The organism is Bacteroidota bacterium (genome assembly GCA_018692315.1).
Lineage (GTDB): Bacteria > Bacteroidota > Bacteroidia > Bacteroidales > JABHKC01 > JABHKC01.
In genome coordinates this window covers 12,641-37,076 of sequence record JABHKC010000028.1, presented here as the reverse complement: position 1 = coordinate 37,076, position 24,436 = coordinate 12,641, and the positions used below count along the sequence as shown (strand labels likewise).

General features: G+C 32.3%; 21 protein-coding genes. 17 read left to right on the top strand and 4 right to left on the bottom strand.

Annotated features, from left to right (window positions below):
- Positions 1-45 precede the first annotated feature (45 nt).
- On the top strand, positions 46-1,953 hold the full coding sequence (locus HN894_02450; GenBank protein ID MBT7142171.1) for a RecQ family ATP-dependent DNA helicase: 1,908 nt from the start codon (positions 46-48) through the stop codon (positions 1,951-1,953).
- Positions 1,954-1,987: 34 nt separating this feature from the next.
- A complete protein-coding gene (locus HN894_02445; GenBank protein ID MBT7142170.1) occupies positions 1,988-2,362 on the top strand; it encodes an endonuclease in 375 nt (124 codons plus the stop codon).
- A 51-nt stretch (positions 2,363-2,413) separates the two neighbouring features.
- Here HN894_02445 and recJ read toward each other — a convergent pair whose 3' ends face one another.
- Positions 2,414-4,135 carry a single-stranded-DNA-specific exonuclease RecJ gene (gene recJ / locus HN894_02440; protein ID MBT7142169.1) on the bottom strand — a complete coding sequence of 574 codons (1,722 nt, stop codon included), beginning with the start codon at positions 4,133-4,135 and terminating at the stop codon, positions 2,414-2,416.
- Between the two features lie 237 nt (positions 4,136-4,372).
- Entirely contained in the window at positions 4,373-6,067 is a 1,695-nt protein-coding gene (locus tag HN894_02435; GenBank protein ID MBT7142168.1) for an ABC transporter ATP-binding protein, read from the bottom strand.
- A gap of 124 nt (positions 6,068-6,191) precedes the next feature.
- Here HN894_02435 and HN894_02430 point away from each other — a divergent pair, with 124 nt between their 5' ends.
- From HN894_02430 to HN894_02420, 3 genes are all read left to right on the top strand, one after another.
- Complete coding sequence (locus tag HN894_02430) at positions 6,192-6,440, top strand: DUF4160 domain-containing protein (protein MBT7142167.1); 249 nt, start codon at positions 6,192-6,194, stop codon at positions 6,438-6,440.
- A gap of 2 nt (positions 6,441-6,442) precedes the next feature.
- Positions 6,443-6,670 carry a DUF2442 domain-containing protein gene (locus HN894_02425; protein MBT7142166.1) on the top strand — a complete coding sequence of 76 codons (228 nt, stop codon included), beginning with the start codon at positions 6,443-6,445 and terminating at the stop codon, positions 6,668-6,670.
- Between the two features lie 146 nt (positions 6,671-6,816).
- Complete coding sequence (locus tag HN894_02420) at positions 6,817-7,431, top strand: ribonuclease HII (GenBank protein MBT7142165.1); 615 nt, start codon at positions 6,817-6,819, stop codon at positions 7,429-7,431.
- A gap of 42 nt (positions 7,432-7,473) precedes the next feature.
- On the opposite strand, the gene HN894_02415 is transcribed toward HN894_02420, so the two are convergent.
- Positions 7,474-7,953: a hypothetical protein gene (locus HN894_02415; GenBank protein ID MBT7142164.1), complete on the bottom strand. Its 480-nt coding sequence runs from the start codon at positions 7,951-7,953 to the stop codon at positions 7,474-7,476.
- The gene (locus HN894_02410; GenBank protein ID MBT7142163.1) at positions 7,950-11,645 is read right to left on the bottom strand and encodes a GHKL domain-containing protein; all 3,696 of its coding nucleotides are present in this window, start codon (positions 11,643-11,645) and stop codon (positions 7,950-7,952) included. The genes HN894_02415 and HN894_02410 overlap by 4 nt, the downstream gene beginning before the upstream one ends.
- An 86-nt stretch (positions 11,646-11,731) precedes the next feature.
- On the opposite strand from HN894_02410, the gene HN894_02405 reads away from it, so the two are divergent.
- The 12 genes from HN894_02405 (at position 11,732) to HN894_02350 (ending at position 24,433) form a co-directional block, all read left to right on the top strand.
- Entirely contained in the window at positions 11,732-13,117 is a 1,386-nt protein-coding gene (locus HN894_02405; protein MBT7142162.1) for a hypothetical protein, read from the top strand.
- Positions 13,118-13,292: 175 nt separating this feature from the next.
- On the top strand, positions 13,293-14,000 hold the full coding sequence (locus HN894_02400; protein MBT7142161.1) for a hypothetical protein: 708 nt from the start codon (positions 13,293-13,295) through the stop codon (positions 13,998-14,000).
- 46 nt (positions 14,001-14,046) lie between these two features.
- A complete protein-coding gene (locus HN894_02395; GenBank protein ID MBT7142160.1) occupies positions 14,047-15,144 on the top strand; it encodes a restriction endonuclease in 1,098 nt (365 codons plus the stop codon).
- A gap of 102 nt (positions 15,145-15,246) precedes the next feature.
- Positions 15,247-15,984, top strand: a complete 738-nt coding sequence (locus HN894_02390; GenBank protein ID MBT7142159.1) for an isoprenyl transferase — start codon at positions 15,247-15,249, stop codon at positions 15,982-15,984.
- Between the two features lie 39 nt (positions 15,985-16,023).
- The gene (locus tag HN894_02385; GenBank protein ID MBT7142158.1) at positions 16,024-16,428 is read left to right on the top strand and encodes a DUF4923 family protein; all 405 of its coding nucleotides are present in this window, start codon (positions 16,024-16,026) and stop codon (positions 16,426-16,428) included.
- Positions 16,429-16,462: 34 nt separating this feature from the next.
- On the top strand, positions 16,463-18,931 hold the full coding sequence (bamA, locus tag HN894_02380) for an outer membrane protein assembly factor BamA (GenBank protein MBT7142157.1): 2,469 nt from the start codon (positions 16,463-16,465) through the stop codon (positions 18,929-18,931).
- A gap of 66 nt (positions 18,932-18,997) precedes the next feature.
- Positions 18,998-19,516 (top strand): OmpH family outer membrane protein, encoded by a 519-nt coding sequence (locus HN894_02375; GenBank protein ID MBT7142156.1) that lies wholly within the window; start codon positions 18,998-19,000, stop codon positions 19,514-19,516.
- A 43-nt stretch (positions 19,517-19,559) separates the two neighbouring features.
- Positions 19,560-20,090: an OmpH family outer membrane protein gene (locus HN894_02370; GenBank protein MBT7142155.1), complete on the top strand. Its 531-nt coding sequence runs from the start codon at positions 19,560-19,562 to the stop codon at positions 20,088-20,090.
- A 63-nt stretch (positions 20,091-20,153) separates the two neighbouring features.
- Entirely contained in the window at positions 20,154-20,966 is an 813-nt protein-coding gene (murI, locus tag HN894_02365) for a glutamate racemase (protein ID MBT7142154.1), read from the top strand.
- 81 nt (positions 20,967-21,047) lie between these two features.
- On the top strand, positions 21,048-21,410 hold the full coding sequence (gene rsfS / locus HN894_02360) for a ribosome silencing factor (protein MBT7142153.1): 363 nt from the start codon (positions 21,048-21,050) through the stop codon (positions 21,408-21,410).
- Between the two features lie 77 nt (positions 21,411-21,487).
- Entirely contained in the window at positions 21,488-23,776 is a 2,289-nt protein-coding gene (gene hflB / locus HN894_02355) for an ATP-dependent zinc metalloprotease FtsH (protein MBT7142152.1), read from the top strand.
- A 30-nt stretch (positions 23,777-23,806) separates the two neighbouring features.
- Positions 23,807-24,433: an LUD domain-containing protein gene (locus HN894_02350; protein MBT7142151.1), complete on the top strand. Its 627-nt coding sequence runs from the start codon at positions 23,807-23,809 to the stop codon at positions 24,431-24,433.
- The last annotated feature ends 3 nt before the right edge of the window (positions 24,434-24,436 follow it).

Sequence of the window (24,436 nt, the reverse complement as noted above, 5' to 3'; positions counted from 1 at the left end):
ACATTATTTTTATAAATTTGTATTAGAGAAAAAAATGAAAATATTGTGGATTATTATCAACAGATACTGACAAAATACTGGGGGTATTCCGTTTTTCGCCCGCTTCAGGAAGAAATTATAAAATCTGTAATGGCCGGAAATGATACTCTGGGTTTGATGCCAACCGGTGGAGGAAAATCAATAACTTTTCAAGTTCCTGCTCTTGTAAAAGACGGTATCTGCGTAGTTGTTACACCTTTGATTGCCTTAATGAAAGATCAGGTTGAGGAATTAGAAAGAAAAAAAATCAAGGCTTTATACATAAATTCAGGCATGACCAAACGCGAAATAAATTTTGCCTTAGATAATTGTATTTTTGGGGATTATAAATTTTTATATGTTTCGCCCGAGCGGCTAGTTTCTGAACTTTTTCTGACAAAACTGCAAGAAATGAACGTCAATTTGATTGCAGTGGACGAATCTCATTGTATATCGCAATGGGGATATGACTTTCGACCCTCATATCTGCGAATTGCCGAACTTCGAAAAACTATTCCAGATATTCCAATTCTTGCTTTAACAGCAACTGCCACGCCAGAAGTTGTGGATGATATTCAAGAAAAACTTTCATTCAAGAAAAAAAATGTACTTCAAAAAAGTTTTGAACGAAAAAACCTGATATATTTAGTAAGAGAAGTTGAAGATAAATTGAAATATCTTCTAAAAATCATGAACAACTCTAAAGGCAGCGGTATTGTTTATGTTAGAAGTAGAAAGAAAACCAAAGAAATTGCCGACTTTTTGAAATTGAATAAAATCTCTGCAGAACACTATCATGCAGGACTTGGAATTGATACAAGAAACTACATTCAACATCAATGGAAAAACGACCAAATTAGAGTGATGGTAGCTACCAATGCGTTTGGAATGGGAATAGACAAAGCCAATGTTCGCGTTGTGGTTCATATGGATTTGCCTAATTCGCTCGAAGAATATTTTCAGGAAGCTGGCAGAGCAGGACGAGACACTCAACGGGCATATGGTGTTTTACTGTTTAACAATTCAGATAGCGTTCAGGCAAAAACCCGATTGGCTAAAAGTTTTCCATCGTTTGAAAAAATAAAAAGTATTTATAAGGCTCTTGGAAATTATTTCCAAATAACGATTGGTGGAGGCAAAGATTTAGCATTCGATTTTAATTTGTTTGAGTTTTCGAGCAATTACAAACTTGATATGATTGCTGTTTACAATAGTTTAAAAATTCTTCAGGGAGAAGGATATTTTGAATTTACGGAAGAGTTGAACAATCCGTCTAAAATTCATTTTTTAGTCAAACGAGACGATTTATATAAATTTCAAGTACAAAACATAAATTTCGATGGTTTTATCAAACTACTTTTGAGGTCATACACAGGTGTTTTTAGTACATTTGTTAGAATTGACGAAAAATTTCTTGCAAAAAGAGCCAGTATTAAACAGCAAGAGGTTTATAATTTTTTAGTAAATCTGCAAAAGCAAAAAATAATTGAATTTATTCCTCAAAAAAAGACACCGCAGGTTTTTTATCTAATGGAAAGGGTAAATGAAAATGAACTATTTCTCTCGCAAGAAAATTATCATTTCCGCAAAGAAAAATATTCGAAAAGAATAAATGCAATTCTAAACTATTCTTCCAGCAACAACAAATGCCGAAGTCAGTTACTACTGAATTATTTTGGAGAAAAAGATCCCGACCGCTGTGGCAAATGCGATGTTTGCAATCGCCGCAACGAACTTGAGTTGAGCAAATACGAATTTGACAAAATTCTGGAAGTTGTAAAAAATATTCTTAAAAAAGAAAAAACAACTATGGATACACTTATTGATAATGTTTCGTATTCTCATGAAAAAGTCATTAAAGTAATTGATTGGTTATTAGATAATAAAAAAATTAAAATTTACGAAGATGGAAATCTGTCGTGGTTAGTCAATTAGTCAAAAAGCTATATTTGTAAAATAAATACAAGTTATGACATCAGAACTATTAAAACACAACGAACTTGGAGCAAAAGGAGAAGAAATTGCATTCTTTTACCTAATAAAAAACGACTATAAGGTACTCGAGAAAAACTGGAGATTCAAGCATAAAGAAATTGATATAATTGCAACAAAAGACAATTTGCTAATTATTGTTGAAGTTAAATCACGCTCTAATGATTATTTTGAACAGCCGCAAGATGCTGTGAATAGGAAAAAGCAAAAATTTATTATCGATGCTACAAATTCATATATTGAAAAATTCGACATCGACATGGAAGTCAGGTTTGATATTATTTCGGTTATCTTTAAGGATGGAAAACACAAAATTGAGCATATTGAGGATGCTTTTTATCCTTTGGTTTGAATTTATACGGGGTTTTTATCTTCCGCAGATTAAGCTGATTTTATTTAAAGATTAAAAATCGTATTTAATATCTTTTATCATCAACTGAATGTTTGTTTTTCCTCTAAATTCGTTTTCGTCGATTGAATAAACTATGCTAAACGGGATTCTCTGTTTTATAATATGGAAATGTTCTGCTTGTTGGAAAGCAATGGCAGGAATAACGCAAGTCGAATTATCGTTTTCCATCAGGTCAAGTTTCATATGAGTTTCATCTTTCCCAACTTTTTTTCCTGTTCCGAAATCCGAAACATTTTCGGACAGAAATACCGGCGACATATTCCCGGGACCAAAGGGTGCAAACTGTTTTAATATTTTGTAAAATTTTGGAGTAATTTCGTTTAACCTTAATTCTACATCAATATGTATGATTGGGGTTTGTTGTTCCAATGTAATGTTTTTGCTAACATACTGGTTGAAACGGCGTTCAAATTCCGATATATTTTCAATTTTCATAGTGAGCCCGGCTGCGTACATATGCCCGCCAAAATTTTCTAACAAATCGCTGCAATTTTCAATTGCCTGATAAAGATCGAATCCATCGACTGAGCGAGCCGAGCCAGTAGCAAATCCATTCGATTCGGTTAAAATAACTGTTGGACGATAATAGTGTTCGGAAAGTCGCGATGCAACAATTCCTATTACTCCTTTATGCCAAGTAGAATTATATAAAACTGTTGATTTTTTACTTTTTAACAATTGATCGTTTTCAATTGTATTTATTGCATTTATAGTAATTTGCTGGTCTAATTCTCTACGTTCGTTATTTATAGAATTAATATTAAAGCCATATTGTTTTGCCGATGTATCGTTTCCTGCAACGAGAAGTTCAACCGATTTTGTACCTGTAGAAATTCTTCCGGCAGCATTTATTCTTGGACCAATTTTGAAAACTATATCGCTGATTGTGATGTCTTTGTTTTCTAAACCGGCAAATTTTATTATTGATTTTAAGCCAGTACTGGGATTTTCATTAAGTTGTTTCAATCCATGAAATGCCAAAATTCTATTTTCACCAATTATAGGAACTATATCCGATGCAATACTCACTGCAACTAAATCAAGAAAAGGCTCTAATTTATAAAACGGAACTTTATATGCAATAGAATAGGCTTGAAGAAATTTAAAGCCAACTCCGCATCCCGAAAGTTCTTTAAAAGGATATTCGCAATCGACTCTTTTCGGGTCGAGCACTGCCACTGCATTTGGAATATCAACACCCGGGTTATGGTGGTCGCAAATTATAAAATCTACTCCCTGCGATTTTGCATATTCAATTTTATCTACCGCTTTTATTCCACAGTCAAGAGCAATTATCAACGAATAATCATTCTTTTTTGCAAAATCTATTCCTTCTGTTGAAATTCCATATCCTTCTGAATATCTGTCAGGAATATAATAATCAACATTCTTATGAAAATCTTTTATGAAGAGATAGACTAAGGAAACAGAAGTTGTGCCATCTACATCGTAATCACCATAAACAAGTATTCTCTCATTGTTTTCAATTGATTTTTGTAATCGTTCTACTGCCAAGTCCATATCCTTCATTAAAAATGGATCGTGCAGATGATTGTATAAATTTGGTCTGAAAAATTGTTTTGCTTCGTCGTAAGTTTTTATTCCTCTTTGCAATAATAAGTTTGCCAAAACCTCTTGTATGTTCAATGCCTGAGATAGATATTTCAATTCTCCTGCTTCAGCATAATCTCTTATTCTCCATTTTTTCTCCATCCTATATCCGGCTGTATATCAGTGCAATACAAAAACAAAATTCACTTTAGTCAATTAACAAAAAAAGCAAAATTAATCAATTATATAAGAAATGTCTCAATTATCTTTTTTAATTTTGTCGTAATTGCTTTTTGGAAAAGGCGAACATCTTTGTAATAATAACTTAAATGGGATTTTTTGATTAATTTCAAATTTGAGTAAAAAGTCAAGTTTGCTCCTAAGTTTGCAAATTGTGATTTACAGTTTTGGTATAGATTCAATCAACTTTTTAGTATATGCTTTGATTGGGCTTTTATAAACAGAATCTGCTTCTCCGATTTCTTCAAGCTCTCCTTTGTTCAGTACAATAATTCTATCCGACATGTATTTTACGACAGACAAATCATGTGAAATAAAAATATAGGTGAGATTGAACTTTTTTTTCAGTTCGTTCAGCATATTCAAAACTGTCGCCTGAACTGACACATCAAGGGCTGAGACCGATTCGTCGCAAATTATCAATTCGGGCTTTAGAGCCAAAGCTCGGGCAATTCCAATTCGTTGCCTCTGACCACCGGAAAACTCGTGAGGATATTTATAGAAATGTGCCTCATCAAGTTTTACACTTTCCAATAATTCATAAGTTAGCTCAATCCTTTCCTTTTTGTTTTTGCCAATCCTATGAACTTTCATTGGTTCAGAAATTATTTCTCCAATAGTTTTTCTCGGATTTAAAGATGAATAAGGATCTTGAAATATTATCTGAATTTTTCGCCTCAGCTTTCGCATTTCTTTCGTCGAAATAGTTCTCAGATTCTGCCCTTTATAAATAATTTCACCATCACTTGCCTCTATCAATTTCAAAATAGTTCGTCCAAGAGTTGTTTTACCACAGCCCGATTCACCAACCAAACCAAGTGTTTCTCCTTTGAATAAGTCGAAACTTACATTATCGACCGCCCGAACCTGACTTTTATTTTTGCCAAAAATATTTCCTCTTATTTCGAAATATGTTTTAAGATTTTTGATTTCGAGAATTGGCTCATTTTGATAAATGTTTTTATGAACAGTTTTTCTTTCATTTTCGGTAATAAAATCAATTGTCTTTTTTTCACTTGAATCGATAAAATTGGAAATTGAAAACAGCCTTTTTGGACGTTCATTTAAGGGAGGACGGCAAGCGAGCAAGGCTTTGGTATATTCGTGTTGCGGATTTTTTAGAATCTCTGAACAATCGCCCTGCTCAACAATTTTGCCTTTATACATTACAAGCAGTTTTTGAGCAATATTTGAAACCACGCTCAAATCGTGAGAAATGAATAAAATTCCCAATTTGTATTTTTTTTGTAGGGATTTTAGCAACTCAATAATATTTTTTTGAACGCTCACATCGAGTGCAGTTGTTGGCTCGTCGGCAATAATGATTTCAGGATTGCAAGACAATGCTATGGCAATCATTATTCTTTGACGTTGTCCGCCCGACAATTGGTGCGGATACGATTTCATAATTTCTTTAGGTCGTGGAATTTGAACATCCTCCAAAAGCTTCAAAGCAATTTGTTTGGCTTTTTTCGAGCTCAAATTTTGATGCTGAACAATGGCTTCAACAATTTGCTCACCACATTTCATCACAGGATTTAGAGAAGTCATAGGTTCCTGAAAAATCATAGAGATTCTTTTTCCCCGATAATGTTGTTTTTCTATTTCGCTAAGTTTTAGTAAATCAACAGGATTATTATTTTCATAGAATAATATTTCGCCTGACGAAACTCCGGCCTTTTTTGGCAACAATCCAATTATTGATAAAGCAGTGATAGATTTTCCAGAGCCTGATTCTCCAACAATCCCAACAACTTCACCACGGTCCATTGAAAAATTTAAAGATTCGGCAACGGGTTTTGTGCCGTTTTCTGTTTTGAAAGCTATGTTTATGTTTTTTAGTTTTAAAAGCATTCAGCATTTTTTTTTGCAAAAGAAAGAAATAGATGGGACAAAGTAAAAAAAATGTTATGTTTGAATTATGAAAATATTTAAACAAAATATTAACGATTTATGTAGTTTTTGTAAAAGTTAAACCATGCCCACAATACTATCAATATTAGGTTGGAGATTATTCTTTTATTCCAATGAGAATAATGAACCCATCCATATTCATGCACAAAAAGCTGATTCTGAATGTAAATTTTGGATAAAAGAAACAGAATTCGACATTGTGGAAGCTTATTCATACAACCTAAGCCCGCAACTTCGAAAAGAAATAAGGAAGATTATATTTCAGCACTTTGATTATATTGTTGCCGAATGGAATAAATATTTTAATAAATAGACATGTATAAAACTTATGCTATAAATAATGTAGAAGTAACAAATGATTTACTAATCTTAATGATTGACTCAAAAGAGTATAGATTTAAATTGAAAGAAATATCTGAACCACTTTCAAATGCAACTATCGATGAAAAATCAGAATTCATCGTTTCTCCTTCCGGATATGGAATTCATTGGCCAAGAATTGATGAAGATATATCAATTCATGCTCTACTAATGAAGAAATAGCGAATTAATTTCATTAGCATTAATTGTAGCGATAAATGACTGAGTTTGCTTTACAAATCACAATTTATTTATATTGAACAAAAGAACTCATTTTGTTGGATTGTGTTTTGCATTCACAATCAGGCAATGGCTAAATTACTTTAAATTTGGGAAATCCCCTAAAACCATACTACAAAAAAGACCTAATCGAAGCAGGATGCGACGAAGCCGGACGTGGCTGTCTGGCAGGACATGTTTTCGCAGCAGCGGTAATTCTTCCAAAAGATTATATCAATCCTTTGCTAAACGACTCTAAAAAACTTTCGGAAAAAATCAGGGAAAAATTAAGATTTGAGATTGAAAAAGAAGCAATTTCGTTTTCAGTTGGAATTGTAGAAAATGAAACTATCGACAAAATAAATATTCTCCAGTCTTCATTTCTGGCAATGCACAGAGCAATTGACGGACTTTCTCAAATTCCAGAATTTCTGATAATTGACGGAAACAGATTTTTGAAATACAAGGATATTCCTCACAAATGTATAATAAAAGGTGATGGCAAATATTTATCGATAGCTGCCGCATCGGTGCTTGCAAAAACCTACAGGGATAGTTTTATGAAAAAAATTGATTTAGAATTTCCGCAATACTTTTGGAGCAAAAACAAAGGATACCCAACAAAACAACATCGGCTGGCAATTCAAGAAAACGGCATCACAAAATATCACCGCAAATCTTTCAAATTACTTGAAACTCAGCTTGAATTTGATTTCGGAAAATAGGATTTCTGAACATGGCAATTTTCCTGAATCATAGTTTATTGGCTATTGTATTATGCATGCATCTTCTCTAATATATGCAATTGGAAAATAATTATTAATTGAATCAAATTCTAAAATATACATTGTATAACAACCCCCTAAATATTCATAACTAGTAGGAGGAGCGCCACAGCCGCAATATACCATTTCAGAATATTGATTTGAACCAGATGAGATTTGAAAATAAATTTCAGCCGAGGTGTTTATTACTGATTCTTTCGAAGTTGTATCACTATCTCCAATATTGTAATAAACCAATTTATCAATCTGACCAAATGAAAATTGAATACACAAAGTATCTATTGTATAACCCGTAGAGTTAATCGTAATTATTGTTGCTCTTTTATCTCTTTCTTCCTTATCACAAGCACTTATTAAAGAAAAAACCAGAAGAAGAATAAACATCCTCAAAAACAGATCCATATATGGTTTGGCAATCATCTTACAAAATAACGATTTATAGTTTTGCCTATTGTTTCTCAAAACTCATAATTCAATAAAGGCAATTCCACATAAAACGAGCTTCCCATATTTTCCACGGTTTCGAAGCGGATTTCTCCATTGGCATTTTCAACAATTTTGTTTGCAATAGCAAGCCCCAAACCCATTCCGCTGGTTTTTGTCGTAAAATTCGGAACAAACAATTTGTCTATAAGGTGGCTTTCGATTCCTTCTCCATTGTCGGCAATTTTTACAACAACTTTGTTGGTTTCAACATAAACTCCTACAGAAATAAATCCGGTTCTGCCTTCAGGAATCGACTGAACAGCATTTTGAATGATGTTTATAAAAACACGAGACAATTGTTCGGGATCGGCAAAAACCTGCAAATCGGAGTTCTCCGGGAAGCTGGTTTTTATGCTAATGTTTTCAAGGTTTTTATAAAGCTGTATTACTTTTTCCAAATTTTCAATTATGTTTAATTCTGCATTTTTCGCCTTAGGCATTTTTGCAAAATTCGAAAAAGAAGTTGCTATAGAAGAAAGATTCTCTATTTGTTCAATAATTGTATTACAGATTTTGTTCAATCGTTCGTCGAAATTAGGAACTTTATCAATCCAGGCTTTTTGCAAAAACTGGACATTCAGTTTCATTGGCGTAAGTGGATTTTTAATCTCGTGAGCAATTTGTTTTGCCATTTCGCGCCAAGCTGTTTCCCGTTCCGATTTTGCCAGCAGGCTGGCACTTTTTGCAAGCTCCTCAACCATTCGATTATAATCTTTTATTAAATTCCCAATTTCGTCATTACTTTCATAATCAATAGGTTCGTTGGGTTTGTCTAAACTTGTGTTTCTAATTTTGTCTTGAATCAATTGGAGTGGTTTAGTAAGTTTGTTCGACACGAAAACCGTAATTGCAATAGTCAATAAAATAAGTATTACGTACATATTTACTACTGCAACCACCAAAACCGAAATTTCCTTTTTCAGCACCGACTGTTTTGTAAAATATGGCAAATTCAGATAGGCAATTATTTTATTGTTGTTGTTTCTGAAAGGAACATATGCCGACAAAAAATTCAATTTCCCGATGTTTTCGCTATGAATGAATTTCGCTTTTTTGTTGATAATTAATTCTCTGTAGGCATCAGGATTTATTTTTCTGCCAACCAAAAATTTATTGAAAATCTCGGAGCGAGAGGATGAAAATAAATTCCCTTCCAAATCGTAAACGTTTATATCAGAATAAAATACATTAGAAAATTTTATTAGATAATAGGTCAAATATTCATAAATTTCATCGGAAAATTCTGTCTCGTTTGCCAATTTGTGCTCAACCTCAATTAAAACAGATTGTATTTTTTCGCTAATAATTTCGTGATGTTTTTCTTCAAACTGCTTGATATTGTAATAGATAGTCCCTCCACCAATCAATAGCAGGGAAAAAATCAATATCGAAATCATAGTAAGCTTAATTTTATTTTTCAAATCGAAACTATAACTCGAAATTCCAACTTTCGAAAATCTGTTTGATGAAACTTTTATGAAAGACAAAAGTGTAACGAGCAGATGATAGAATACAAAAATATACGATAGAGAAATTAGGATATCTAAAATTTTGAATGCGGGCTTGCTCAAAATTATAGTATTCTCATTATCAATCTTATAAACCAAATGGTCGAAATCGTCGAACTTTGTGAAAAAATACTCCTCATCGGGCAAAACATAAGTTTCGCTATTCAGGCTATATGGGAAATTTCCGGCTTGTGTTACCAGTTCGTTGTTTTTGTATTTTGCGTAAGAATATTCATCTATGCTTGAAAGTTTGCTCAATTTTTCGTTCAGCAACAATTCGGGGTAGCCCAGTTCCTGACTTACCAATTTTGAGTTTAGTTCAAAATAAACAGTAAAATAAGCAGAATCCGATAGATTCGGAAATTTTGAATATCCAAGATAACTAATTCGCTCGCTCACATTATTCAGATAATAGAAATTTGTGTTCTCAACTATTATTCCGTGATTATCAATTAGTTCGCTAAAAAAATTTATGCAGTGCCTGTTTTCGTTTTCAGGTTCAACAATCAAGCTGTCAGTTTCGCCGCAAAGATAAATCTGAAAATTGTATTTGCCCCAAAATCCATGAAAATAGTTGCGTTTCAAATGATTATAAATTTCCTCTTCCAACTCATAAGGACTTTCCAAAAATTTTGTCATTTGAGTATCTGATTTAATTTTTCCTTCGAAATCGACCAACAGAAGTTCTGCAACCACATCGTGCTGGTTAGAAATGTTCACAGCCAAAACTTTCTGAATTTCTTTTTCTTTTTCAGAACTCGTATTTATTATTAAAAGAACTGTGAATGAAGATACTATCAAAAGAATTAATACAATTGTTGAATACTGAAATTGAACTTTTTTGTAATGAAAAACAGAAATTGTTACAACAAAAACATAAAAAAACAAGATGGAAAAATGCCGAATTTCATATCCGGCAAAAAATGAAATTACAAAAACCGGAATGCTCGTTGCCACGAAAATAATTAGAAAACCACTATATTTAGACAGATTTGAAATAATTTTTAGAGCAAAATCAACAACGAGAAATAAAGTTAAAATTAGTGATGCGAAAATCAGATATGCGAAAAAAGTGAATACATTGATTTCGAATATTTGGAAAACGTATAAATTAACAGTTGAATTTAAAATGATGCTTTCCATCAAATAATTTATTGATAGAAAAACCAATTCGATAAAAACTAACAAAACAAAAATTATTATTACACTCTTCCGATTGTCGCTATTTTGGATTTCGAGTTTGTTTTTAAAATTAAATAATAGAAAAACACCATAAAGCAGGAATATTGAGTTTATGAAAAAATCACCCAACGATTTGAACCAAAACGATTTGCCAAAAAGCTGTGGGTCGAAAAGTTGGTGTGAGTAACAAATTGCAGGAAAACAATATTTTATCATTAAAAACCTAAGAAACAGCAGAAAAACTATTATCGAAGCAAAACAAAGAATTTGCGATTTGCAATTTCTGAAAACCATTTCCTTCACAAAAAGAAGAAAAAAGATGATTGCAAGAAAAAAGAATATTATTGATGTCAGATTTAATGAATTTTCGTTGCTAAAATTTCTTGATCGATAAAGAGAAAGCAAATATTTGCCAGATTCGTCATATATATTTATATTATTTCCCGATTCCGACAATGAAATATCATAAGCTGAACTTAGCTCAAAATCATTCTGAAATTTATTTTCAAGAAATTTATTTTCGTAAGAATATTTGTGTTTCAAAAGAATTAATCCAACGATCGTATAATCGTCAAATTGCTCCGAAAGCGAATAATACCATGCATTTGACAAAAACAAAACTTGCGAGGCATTCAATAATTTCTGAATATTTTCATCAATAGGAATGGAATTGTCCGACCAAAAAACCAAACTATCTGTTCGAAATATCAGAATTGCACAATTGTCTTCAATCAAATCTTCAATCAAATTCTGTGAATTGCTTATCACAAATTCTTTAAGGGATCTTCCACTCAAGTTCAATGAAACTTCATCTACAATTTGTTCCAACTGCTTTTCCTTTTTGAGTAAAGTTGTTCGAAATTTTTCTGGTTCGACCGATGGATTATTTTTTTCGTTTGTCAAAAAATCTGACAAATACGATAAAATAACGAAAACGATTGTCAATAAAAAATACCTTATTAGCGGCAGATACTTCATAATTATATAGAATTAAATCTGTTCAAAGATAAATTATTTTGATATTTTTGTCTCTGAAAATAATTTCATAATATAATTATAAAAATATGAAGTCTATAAAAGTTTTAAGCATTTTAATATTTGTAGGAGCATTTATCTCTTTTTCTAATTCATCTTTTGCTCAATCTCCTGCCGGAATAGCCAATTGTAGTTCTGCCGGTTTCGATAGCCAAAGTTATATTGACGCAAATTTCGGATTATCGAAAATAGGAGACCAAACCTATTTTGGATTCAGGTTCCAACCGGAACTTGCTATCGGAAAAGTTGGCTTCGGATTAGATGTCCCACTTATGTTCAATATTGAAGATGGATCAATAAGAACCGAAGAATTTAAAGGCGGTACCGGAGCTTTACGTTTAATAAGATATGTTCGCTACGGGCGGAAAAAACAAGATCCTATTCATGTGAAAGTTGGCGACCTTACCGGCTCATATATAGGTTTCGGGATATTGGTAAATAACTATTCAAACTCAATTAGCTACGAAAAACGTAAAACAGGAATTAGCTACGATATTCTAATAAAAGACAGATTCGGAATTGAAGGCCTATACAGCGATTTCGATGCAAGTTCGCTGAATTTGCTTGCTGTTCGCCCATATTTCAAACCGTTTGGTCATACCTCCATACCTATTGTAAAAACCATTGAAATAGGTGCTACTTATGTAACTGACCACGACCAAACAGCCTCCGGTTATGATTATCCAACCAATAGATTTTTGGAAGATGGTTTTGATGCTTATTCTGCAGATATAGGTCTTTTCTTTCTAAACACATCGTTTATTGATTTGACAGGATATTGCCAGTATGGATTGTTAACGAAAAACAAATTATTAGAAAATGAGCTGGCAAAAATTTATTCTCCATTATTTCAAAAATACGATAAAGGCGATGGAATTAGCGTAGGTTTAGCTTCGCGAATGAATATTATTGGAAATGTTTTTGTATTAAATGCCAGAATAGAACGTCTTTGGTATTCCGACTGTTTCATACCTCAATTTTTCGATGCAGTGTATGAAATCAATAAAGATGCAAAATTGTATAGTCTTGCTTCTTCCGAAAAACTTCAGGGAATTTATGGATCTTTGTTTGCAACTTTAATCGACAAAATACATGTTGGTGGTAGCATATTATTGCCCGACAATGTAAGCGAAACATCGCCGGCACTGCTCCAACTTAGCGCCGAAGCTCCCAATTTAATTCCAAAATTTATGCTTAGCGCACACTACTTGAAAGGCAATATTGCAGATTTAAGCGATGCACTTGTTATCGACGAAAACTCAATAGCAACAGTTAGGGTTGCTTACAAAATTCTCCCATTTTTGCTTGCAGGAGTCGATTACAAATGGACATTCTTAACTACAGAAGATGGTTCATTTGAAGCCGACCATACAATTATGCCTTATGTTGGCTTGCATTTTCCTTTGAATTTCTAATGAAAAAATCCAAATCAGAATAACTTTTTTTCAAATAAATAAATATTACTTTTGCAGCTTTTTGAAGCTAAATATAAATAGTTATTTACTAAATAATTAGTGGTTAAAAATTGTTAATGAATTACAATTTTTTTGTACTAATTATGTTTTTTTGCAAAAACGTTTAGGATTTTATATGAAGAAAAGCTTGATAATAGTTCTTGTTGTGTTTGCACCTTTTTTTCTGAAAGGGCAAAAAAATGGCGATATTGGTCTTATGGCAGGAACCAGCTATTATCTTGGCGATATAAATCCAACATATCATTTTCAATCTATTCATCCTGCTTTCGGCTTGATGTATCGTCATTCCTTCGATTTTCGATATTCGTTAAGAGGGAGTTTGGTTTATGGCCAACTTTCGGGCGACGATCTTTTATATAATAACAATTATCAGGAGTTGCGTGCTGCAAGTTTTTCTACACCATTTTTAAATTTTGCGTTTCAGTTAGAATTCAACTTTTTGCCATATATAACCACGAGCGACAAACACAGGTTGGCTCCGTATGTAACTGCCGGCTTAAATTGGTTTTATACACCCGATGTTAAACTGCAAATGGGAATTCCTTTTGGTTTAGGTTTTAAATTTTATATTACCGAAAAGCTAAGTATGGGCTGTGAATGGGGCTTAAGAAAAACATTCACTGACGAAATAGACGGACTTGGAGAATACGATGGAAATCCGCTAATTGATGATATTTTTGACAATGAGAAAGATGAATATAGGCAACTTTCAATAAAAAATCATAACGATTGGTTTTCATATGCCGGAATTTTCATAACATATAAATTCTTTTATAAAAGAATAAAATGTCCTGCTTATGGCGAATTAGATATGTATGAATAAAAGGTAAGTGTACAATGATATTTATTAACAGTAAAACATATTAATTATGGAAATTCATAAAAGTTTAGAAAACCTTAGTACTAGAGTTTTGGATTTAAAAGAAAAAATTCTTACAGAGGAAGCAACAAAGAATGCTTTTGTAATGCCATTTATGCAACTTCTAGGATATGATATTTTTAATCCACTTGAAGTAATACCTGAGTTTGTTGCAGATATAAGCAATAAAAAAGGTGAAAAAGTGGATTATTGCATAAAAAAGGATGATGAGCCAATAATTATTATTGAATGCAAACATTGGAAAGAAAATTTGGATTTACATAATACTCAGTTAGAAAGATATTTTAGTTTTACAAAAGCAAAATTTGGCATATTAACAAATGGAATAATATATAGATTTTACACAGACATAGATGAAGAAAATAAAATGGATAAAAAACCATTTTTAGAATTTGATTTAGAAAACATTAAAGAAAATATCGTTGGTGAACTTAGTAAATTTCATAAAAATTCGTTTGATGTAGAAGAACTGTTTGATGTAGCAGGTGAGATGAAGTACTACAGTGCAATAAAATCTGCTTTTTACAAAGAATTAGATAATCCATCAGACGAACTTGTTAAATATTTTGCAAGTAAAGTATATTCAGGAAGATTTACAGAAAAAGTCATTCTTCAATTTCATAAAATAGTTAAAAAAGCACTTAATCATAAAATTAATGAAACAATAAACGACCGATTAAAATCTGCTCTTACAAAAGAAGAAAAAAAACAAATAGAAACAATTGCAGAAACAGATAATACAAGCCTAGATCCTCGTGAAATAATTCTTTTCAAAGACGAGGAACGAGGAATAATTACAACCCAAGAAGAAATGAATGGGTATGAAGTGGTTTTAGATATTTTAAACCCCCATTTTGAAAAAGAAAGAATCGCATACAGAGATACCAAATCATATTTTGGCATATTGCTTGACAATAATAATAGACAGCCAATTTGTAGGCTTCGATTTGATACTAAACAAAAATATCTCAGCATAATTGATGAAGAAAAAAATGAAAAAAAATATCCGATAGACAAAATAGAACATATCTACAAATATTCAAATGAAATAATAAACTCAGCTATGCGCTATTCTGAAAATATGTAATTTTTCTTATAACAAAATTTAAAATAACATTAAGATGTACATAATTTGCAGAAAAAATATTCCTAACAATGTAAGGAATATTTATAATTTATTTTAATCCAAATGCTTTATAAAGAAAAAATAGATACTACAAAACTACCCAAACATGTTGCCATAATAATGGACGGCAATGGTCGCTGGGCCAAAGAAAGAGGCAAACAAAGAGTTTTCGGTCATAGAAAAGGAGCCGACTCTGTACGGAATATTGTTGAAGCATCGGGCGAAATCGGAATTGAATATCTTACTTTATATACTTTTTCGACAGAAAATTGGAACAGGTCTGAGGCAGAAGTTAATGCACTTATGTCTCTATTAATCACAATGATAAACCGTGAGGTAAAAAATTTAATCGAAAATAATGTTCGTCTGCTTGCAATCGGCAATTTAAATCGTCTTCCAAAAAATGTGAGTAGCAAATTAAATAAAGCCATTGCCAACACATCAAAATGTACCGGCTTGTCGCTAATTTTAGCCTTGAGCTATAGCTCGAAATGGGAAATTGTCGAAGCCGTTAAAAACATCGCGAAACAAGCTATTAATGAAAATATTTCAATTGAGAATATTGATGAAAACTTACTAACAGAAAATCTTTCAACAAAAAAGTATCCAGATCCTGAACTTTTGATTCGCACCGGTGGAGAATATAGAATTAGCAATTTCTTGCTTTGGCAAATAGCATATTCAGAACTATATTTTACAAAAAAATATTGGCCCGAATTTGGAAAAGAAGAATTCTATGAAGCCATTTTCGAATACCAATCAAGAGAACGCAGATTTGGTAAAACCAGCGAACAGATATAATATATTCTAAAATCCAATGACGCTATGAAATGTTTTCAGTTGAGAATCGCAAAATATGTTTTAATATTACTTTTATTCATTTTCATTTCTTGCCAAAATAATGATAGTACATTTTTGCTAAAAAAATGGCAAATAACAGGGATAGAAAGCCTCGAAAAAGAAGATAAAAACGATAAGAAAAAACAATTCAGAATGGCTTATTTAAATCAGATATTTGCTTTAAAAACCTATGAATTTGATAAAGACAATAAATATCAAGCCATAATAAAAGATCACAAAACTGTAAATGGCACATTTGAATATAATAAAAACGACAATTCATTAGTTCTAAAAGCCAATAATAAAAAAGAGGAATATATTGTGATACATCATACAGATACTACTTTGCTTTTAGAATTTGTTGTGGAACCTTTGCTAATGAAAATGAAAGTAGCAAAAGAATAATTTTAGAATTTGAATTAATAAAACAAAATAAATAATGCTCAAAAAAATATTTCTATTAACCATACTCATCTTAATTCAACTACTATCTTTTTCGCAAATTTCGCTCAATTCGGGAGTAGAAGGAATAAGCTATGCAAGCCCCAAAGAATATGAGTTGGGTGGTGTAACAGTTTCTGGAATAAAATATTTAGATGGTGACGTGCTTGTGCAAATTTCAGGGCTTGCTGTTGGTCAAAGATTGAAAGTGCCGGGCGAAGAAATTTCAAAAGCCATTGAAAAACTTTGGAAACAAGGGCTTTTTTCCGATGTGAAAATTAGTGCTATCAAAATTGTTGGCGACAAAATATTCCTCAACATTCATTTGCAAGAGCGAGCTCGATTGTCGAAATGGTCTTACGAAGGAATTAAAAAATCGCAAACCGAAGATCTAAACGAAAAATTAAATTTACTCAAGGGAAGCCAACTAACTGCCAACGTTTTAAATAATTCAATAAATAAGATTAAAGATTATTTCATTGACAAAGGATTTCTAAATACCGAAGTAACAATCACTCAAAAAAACGACACAAATCTTATCAATCATGTCATTCTGAAAATACATATCGACAAAAAGGAAAGAATAAAAATTCAAAACATAAATATTGAAGGCAATACAGTTTTTTCTGATAAAAAACTAAGAAAAACACTAAAAGAAACAAAGCAGAAAACCTGGTACAATATTTTTAAATCATCGAAATATATTTCAGAAACTTATAAAGAAGACAAACTTAAAATAATCGATAAATATAACTCTGAAGGTTACAGAGATGCAAAAATTGTCAGCGATTCGATATATGTAAATGATGAAAAAACCATAAAAATCAATATTAAAATCGAAGAAGGGAATAAATTTTATTTCCGAAATGTTTCTTGGATAGGAAATTCTAAATACTCTAACGAGCAATTAGATGCAATTTTGGATATCAAAAAAGGAGATTTGTTTGACCAATCGGTACTCGACGAAAAATTATATATGGACGAGCGAGGAATTACCTCAATATACATGGACGATGGTTATCTTTTCTTTAATGCAAATCCGGTAGAAGTTAAAGTTGAAAACGATTCTATCGATATTGAAATTAGAATATATGAAGGCAAACAAGCCCGAATAAACAAGATTACTGTAACAGGAAATACAAAAACAAACGACCATGTCATTCGGCGTGAAATTAGAACTAAACCAGGCGAACTTTTCAGCCGTTCAGATATAATCAGAACACAGCGAGAATTAGCACAACTTGGCTATTTCGACCCAGAAAAATTAGGTGTAAATCCAACTCCAAATCAAGTTGACGGTACAGTAGATATCGAATATGTTGTAGAAGAAAAACCTTCAGACCAAATAGAACTTTCCGGAGGTTGGGGAGCCGGAATGATAGTAGGAACCTTAGGGCTATCATTTAATAATTTCTCTGCCAAAAATGTTTTCAAAAAAGGTGCATGGAGACCATTGCCTGCTGGCGACGGACAAAGACTTAGCGTAAGAGCACAATCAAATGGAATATATTATCAAGCATATAATCTTTCGTTTGTTGAACCATGGCTTGGCGGGAAAAAACCTAATAGTTTTACAGTTTCGTCATATTATACTATACAATCGAACGGTAGAGACAAAGACGACCCCGACAGAACATCAATGACAATTACAGGACTTGCTCTCGGATTAGGAAAACGATTGAAAGCTCCTGACGATTTTTTCACACTCTACAACGAACTTAGCTTCCAGCACTATGATTTGAACAAATGGAGCTATTTCATTTTTCAAACCGGAACATCAAAAAATTTAAGCATTTCTTCAACTTTTGCCAGAAACTCTATCGATCAACCAATTTATCCTCGTCGAGGATCACTGTTTTCATTAAAACTACAGGTTACACCTCCATATTCATTATTGAACAATAAAGATTATTCACAAATGACAGATCTTGACAAATATGAATGGATTGAGTATCATAAATGGAATTTCAAAGCTTCCTGGTTTTCGAGAATTGCTGGCGATTTAGTTTTGAATACGAAAGCAGAATTTGGATTTTTGGGATACTTCAATTCAGATATTGGGCCCTCGCCTTTCGAAGGATTCAATGTAGGAGGAGACGGACTTTCCGGATACAATTTGTATGGAAGAGAAACAATAGCCTTACGAGGATACGACAATGGAGCACTTACACCTTCAAGTGGAGGAAACATCTATAATAAACTCACAATGGAATTAAGATATCCGCTCTCGTTGAATCCGCAAGCAACACTTTACGGTCTGGCATTTCTCGAAGCAGGAAATTGCTGGTACGAATCCCGTAATTTTAATCCTTTCGATGTGAAACGTGCGGCAGGTATCGGTGTTCGTATTTTTCTGCCAATGTTCGGAATGCTTGGTGTTGACTTCGGATATGGCTTCGACGAAATTGAAGGAAAATCGGGAGTGAACAAATGGCAGCCACATTTTATTATAGGCCAAAGATTTTAATGACTTATCAATTTTTGGAATAATAATTGATGATGAAGCGAAATTATTAATTTAAAATATAGAACAATGAAAAAAATAGGATTGTTATTATTAACTGTAATTTTCAGCACAAGCATTGGGTTTTCTCAAAAATATGCATATGTCGATACAGAATATATATTAAATAATGTACCAACATATGAGTCGGCTCAAGACCAATTGAACCAATTATCTATCGAATGGCAAAAAGAAATTGAAGAAGTTTTTGCCGAAATTGACAAAATGTATAAAGATTTTCAAGCAGAAAAAGTTCTTCTTACCGAAGAAATGAAAATAAAACGTGAGGATGATATTATAAAAAAAGAAAAAGCAGCAAAAGAATTACAAAAAAAATATTTTGGGAAAAGTGGAGAATTATACAAAAAACGTCAAGAATTAATCAAACCAATTCAGGACGACATTTTCAATGCAGTTAAAGAAATTGCCGAAGAAGGAAACTATGCCGTAATTTTCGACACCGCAGGCAAAGGACTAAGCATGCTTTATACGAATCCAAAATATGACAAAAGCGACGATGTTTTAGAAAAAATGGGGTATAAAAACTAATAAATAATATATCTTTGCCACCAAATTAATATTAATAACAATTATGAAGAATCTAATAAAATTATTTTTTGTAGTAGCATTTGTTTGTTCCATTACTACTAGCTTTGCACAGAAAAATGCAAAATTCGGACACATCAATTCGCAGGAACTAGTACTTCTAATGCCCGAAAAACAAACAGCCACTACTGCTTTGCAAGAACATACAGCACAATTGGAAAATCAACTTATAGAAATGAATAAAGAAATTGAAGATAAATATGCTTTATTTATGCAACAAAGAGATACATATTCCGATTTGATAAGACAAACAAAAGAAAAAGAGATAGTAGATTTACAAGAAAGATTACAAAATTTTCAACAAACAGCTCAACAAGATATTCAACAAAAGGAAGCCGAACTTTGGCAACCGGTAATTGATAAAGCAAACAATGCAATCCAAGAAGTTGGTAAAGAAAATGGATTTACATACATTTTTGATGTAAGTGCCGGAGTAGTACTTTACTTTTCGCCAGAAAGTATTGATGTCCTGCCACTTGTAAAAACAAAATTAGGTATTACAACAACAACAGAATAAATATATTTGATCAATCAGAAAGACCATCTTGAGTTTTCAGGATGGTCTTTTTAATTTAATAAAATGAACTCAAAAGCAAAGCAAGCAATAGGAATTTTCGATTCTGGAGTTGGCGGACTTACAGTTGCTTCTGCTATCAAAAATTTGTTGCCAAGCGAAAAGATGATCTATTTTGGCGATACAGCCCATCTTCCTTACGGCGACAAATCTTCCGATTCAATAAAATATTATTCAAAAAAAATCACGGAATTTTTACTCGAACAAAATTGTAAAATTATTGTAATTGCTTGTAATTCTGCTTCCTCAAATGCCTATTTGACAGTAAAAGAATTGGTTGGAGACAGAGCAATTGTAATTAATGTAATTGATCCTGTAATTGATTTTGTTTTGCAAAACAAGCAACTTTCAAAAATTGGTGTTATCGGAACCAAAAGTACCATCGACAGTGGGACATATCAACGAAATATTAAATCGCAAAACAGTGATATAGAATTAGTTCCACTATCAACCCCTTTGTTTGCCCCAATGATAGAAGAAGGATTTATTTTCGATGATATTTCAAATGCAATAATCCGTTCGTATTTATCATTCGAGAAATTTAATAATATTGACTCATTAATATTGGGCTGTACACATTACCCAATTATCAGAAATCAAATTAGGAAATTCTTTAATTTTAATGTAGAAGTTATCGATTCGGCAAATGTAGTTGCAAGATATTTGCAAGATTTATTGATAGCAAAAAACTTACTGAATAGCTTACAAAATCCGCAACATAAATTCTATGTCTCAGATTATACATTATATTTTAAAAAAATTGCAGAAATGTTTTTCGATGGCGAAGTAATCCTATCAAAACTTAATTTCTGGAAATAAATTCAATCAAAAACATCCAATCAAAAACATTCAACCAAAAATAATCAATCAAAACCTTTACCTTTGCACTTTAAATAGAAAATAAAAATTGTGAATAATACGAAACCGCTTGTAGAAGCCATAATAGATGGTGTTAGAAAAATTAAAGGAATCAATATTGTCAATTTAAATTTGTCGAAACTGACCGATCCAGTATGCGAAAGTTTTATTATTTGTCATGGAGAATCGAACACGCAAGTTTATGCTATTGCCAATTCAGTAGAAAAAACAGTGAAAGAAACTATAGGTGAAAAAGCCTGGCACAAAGAAGGACTCGAAAACGCCCAATGGATTTTGATTGATTATGCTAATGTTGTAGTTCATATATTTCAAAAAGAATATCGCGACTATTACAAATTGGAAGATTTATGGGCAGATGCAGAAGTTATTAAAATTGAAAGCTAAAAAGTAATAAATCTAACATACTACCAGTAAGATATATTTTGAATAATAAACCCAAAATCATTGTACAGGAAATAAAAATGACAGACGAGAATAAAAATATAGCCGAAAAAAACGAGAACGATAAAAAAGAGGAGAGTAGAGATAAAAACACACAAAATCAGAGTGGCAAAAATAGAAATAAACCCACTGGTTTTCTGCAAAATAGTGGTAAAAATAATGGACAAAAAAAATTCAATACCTATTGGATTTATGGAATAATAGCCCTTGCTTTTCTAATTCTTCAGTTTGTAAATTTAGGAAGTAAAGCTGTTGAAATTACTCGACATAGGTTTGAGAACGAACTTCTTAAAGATAATGATGTAAAAGAAATCATAGTTGTAAATCGCGAAAAAGTAGAAATTTTCTTGCATCCTGAAATAGCCAATTCCGGGAAATATATAGAATTAACCGGAAATGAAATGCAAACAAATATGGCAAATGGTCCACATTTTTACTTTACAATTGGCTCCGTAGAAGTTTTCGAAAATCAGTTTAACGAAATACAAAAAAATACTCCTGCACAATATAAAGTATCATTAAAATACGAAAACCGAACCGATTTTTTTGGAGAAATAATTGGCTGGCTTTTCCCTGTTTTAATTTTTGTTGGGATTTGGCTTTTTGCTATTCGCCGAATGAGTGGTGGAGCTGGTCCCGGTGGAGGTATTTTCAATGTAGGAAAATCTAAAGCTCAACTATTCGATAAGAATTCTACAGTTAAAGTTGATTTTAAAGATGTAGCCGGATTAGAAGAGGCAAAAATTGAAATAAAGGAAATAGTAGATTTCTTAAAAAATCCAAAGAAATATACTGATTTAGGTGGGAAAATTCCGAAAGGAGCATTACTTGTAGGACCCCCCGGAACAGGAAAAACACTTTTGGCAAAAGCTGTAGCCGGAGAAGCACATGTTCCATTTTTTTCAATGTCGGGGTCAGATTTTGTTGAAATGTTTGTAGGAGTTGGTGCCTCTCGGGTAAGAGACCTTTTCAGGCAAGCTAAAGAAAAAGCACCATGTATTATTTTTATTGACGAAATTGATGCTATTGGTAGAGCTCGCGGTAAAAATGTAAATTTTGGCTCGAACGACGAAAGAGAAAATACGCTAAACCAACTTCTTACCGAGATGGATGGTTTTGCCTCCAACACCGGAGTTATTATTTTGGCTGCAACAAATCGTGCTGATATTCTTGACACTGCTTTAATCAGAGCAGGTAGATTCGACAGGCAAATTCATGTTGAACTTCCAGATTTGCAAGAGCGTAGAGAAATATTTGAAGTTCATCTGAAACCAATTAAGATTTCTAAAGAATTGAATTTAGACTTTTTTGCAAAACAAACCCCTGGATTTTCAGGTGCTGATATTGCAAATGTTTGTAACGAATCTGCATTGATAGCTGCCCGTAAAAATAGAAAAGAAGTTGGCAAACAAGATTTCCTTGATGCAATAGATAGAATTATTGGTGGCTTGGAAAAGAAAAATAAAGTAATTACACAGAGCGAGAAAAAAACCATAGCATATCACGAAGCAGGACACGCAACAATTAGTTGGCTGTTAGAGTACTCAAATCCGCTGGTTAAAATCACAATTGTTCCAAGAGGAAAAGCCCTCGGTGCTGCATGGTATTTACCAGAAGAGAGACAAATTACTACTACCGAACAAATATTGGATGAAATATGTTCTACCCTTGGCGGACGAGCAGCAGAGCAAATAATTTTTGGAAAAATCTCTACCGGTGCTCTTAACGACCTCGAAAAAGTTACGAAACAAGCCTATGCCATGGTTTCATATTTTGGGATGAGTAAAAAAGTTGGAAATATATGCTTCTACGATTCAAGTGGACAAAACGAGTATTCCTTTAACAAGCCGTATAGCGAAAAAACAGCAGAAATTATTGATACAGAAGTAAATGATTTGATTGAAACAAGCTATCAGCGAGCATTAGACCTATTATCTAAAAATAGAGATGGCCTTGAACAACTTGCAAAACTTTTGATAGACCAGGAAGTTATTTATAGCGATGATCTTGAAAAAATATTCGGAAAACGAGAGTTCGGGCAAACACGATTAGAGGAAATTGAAGAACTCAATAAAATACGAAAAGAAAAACTTTCGAAAAAATTAGAAGAAGAAAAATTAACAGAAAGCAAAAAATCCGAAGAAAAAAAATCCGAAGAAAAAGAAATTGAAGAAAAAAAGGAAATTGAAGAAGCGAAAGAAGATATTCCTAATCCCGAAAATTTGACAGCCCTCGATAAACTAAAACAGCGAATTGAGAAAAAAATGAAGAAAATGATGGAAGATATGGAAAAAAATAAAAAGAAATAACCCTTGCTGATATTTTAAAATTCTTTCAATTTGAACTCAAAACAACAAATATTATCTAAAATAAGTAACACTCTTGAAAAAAGAGAAAAAGGCATAATTCCTACAACAGATTTCGAAAGCCCGATTTATCACGAAAGTGAAGTTTCAGCATTGACGATTTTCGAGAATGAGCTAAAGAATGTTGATGGACAATTTTTTTTGTGCGAAAACGAAAACCATCTAGTAAAAGAAATTGAGGATTTTATAAAATCTAAATCTCTCAATAATATATTTTGCATTGACCCTGAAATACAGTACTGCATAGACAAGTCGAATATTAATTACTCTTCAGACAAGGACTCTTTTCTGCACATAGATTCTGCAATTACTTCCTGCGAATATCTCATTGCCCGTACCGGAAGTGTGATGGTTTCTTCAAAGCAAACTGCTGGAAGAAAACTTAATGTTTTTCCTCCAATTCATATTGTAATTGCACGAAAATCGCAATTAGTTTTTGAAATTTCAGAAGCCTACGAAAATATTATGAATAAATATAAAAATGTCGTACCTTCGATGATTTCAATTATCACAGGACCAAGTAGAACCGCAGACATTGAAAAAACATTGATATTAGGGGCACATGGTCCAAAAGAATTTATTGTTTTTCTGCTAAATTAAAAA

What these genes read in the sequence shown, in the direction of transcription:
- HN894_02395 (MBT7142160.1), top strand. Translation starts at nt 14,047, where the DNA reads ATGGAAATTCATAAAAGTTTAGAAAACCTTAGTACTAGAGTTTTGGAT.
- HN894_02425 (MBT7142166.1), top strand. Translation starts at nt 6,443, where the DNA reads ATGTATAAAACTTATGCTATAAATAATGTAGAAGTAACAAATGATTTA.
- murI (MBT7142154.1), top strand. Translation starts at nt 20,154, where the DNA reads ATGAACTCAAAAGCAAAGCAAGCAATAGGAATTTTCGATTCTGGAGTT.
- HN894_02375 (MBT7142156.1), top strand. Translation starts at nt 18,998, where the DNA reads ATGAAAAAAATAGGATTGTTATTATTAACTGTAATTTTCAGCACAAGC.
- HN894_02410 (MBT7142163.1), bottom strand. Translation starts at nt 11,645, where the DNA reads ATGAAGTATCTGCCGCTAATAAGGTATTTTTTATTGACAATCGTTTTC.
- hflB (MBT7142152.1), top strand. Translation starts at nt 21,488, where the DNA reads ATGACAGACGAGAATAAAAATATAGCCGAAAAAAACGAGAACGATAAA.
- HN894_02390 (MBT7142159.1), top strand. Translation starts at nt 15,247, where the DNA reads ATGCTTTATAAAGAAAAAATAGATACTACAAAACTACCCAAACATGTT.
- HN894_02370 (MBT7142155.1), top strand. Translation starts at nt 19,560, where the DNA reads ATGAAGAATCTAATAAAATTATTTTTTGTAGTAGCATTTGTTTGTTCC.
- HN894_02400 (MBT7142161.1), top strand. Translation starts at nt 13,293, where the DNA reads ATGAAGAAAAGCTTGATAATAGTTCTTGTTGTGTTTGCACCTTTTTTT.
- bamA (MBT7142157.1), top strand. Translation starts at nt 16,463, where the DNA reads ATGCTCAAAAAAATATTTCTATTAACCATACTCATCTTAATTCAACTA.
- HN894_02445 (MBT7142170.1), top strand. Translation starts at nt 1,988, where the DNA reads ATGACATCAGAACTATTAAAACACAACGAACTTGGAGCAAAAGGAGAA.
- HN894_02435 (MBT7142168.1), bottom strand. Translation starts at nt 6,067, where the DNA reads ATGCTTTTAAAACTAAAAAACATAAACATAGCTTTCAAAACAGAAAAC.
- recJ (MBT7142169.1), bottom strand. Translation starts at nt 4,135, where the DNA reads ATGGAGAAAAAATGGAGAATAAGAGATTATGCTGAAGCAGGAGAATTG.
- HN894_02430 (MBT7142167.1), top strand. Translation starts at nt 6,192, where the DNA reads ATGCCCACAATACTATCAATATTAGGTTGGAGATTATTCTTTTATTCC.
- HN894_02405 (MBT7142162.1), top strand. Translation starts at nt 11,732, where the DNA reads ATGAAGTCTATAAAAGTTTTAAGCATTTTAATATTTGTAGGAGCATTT.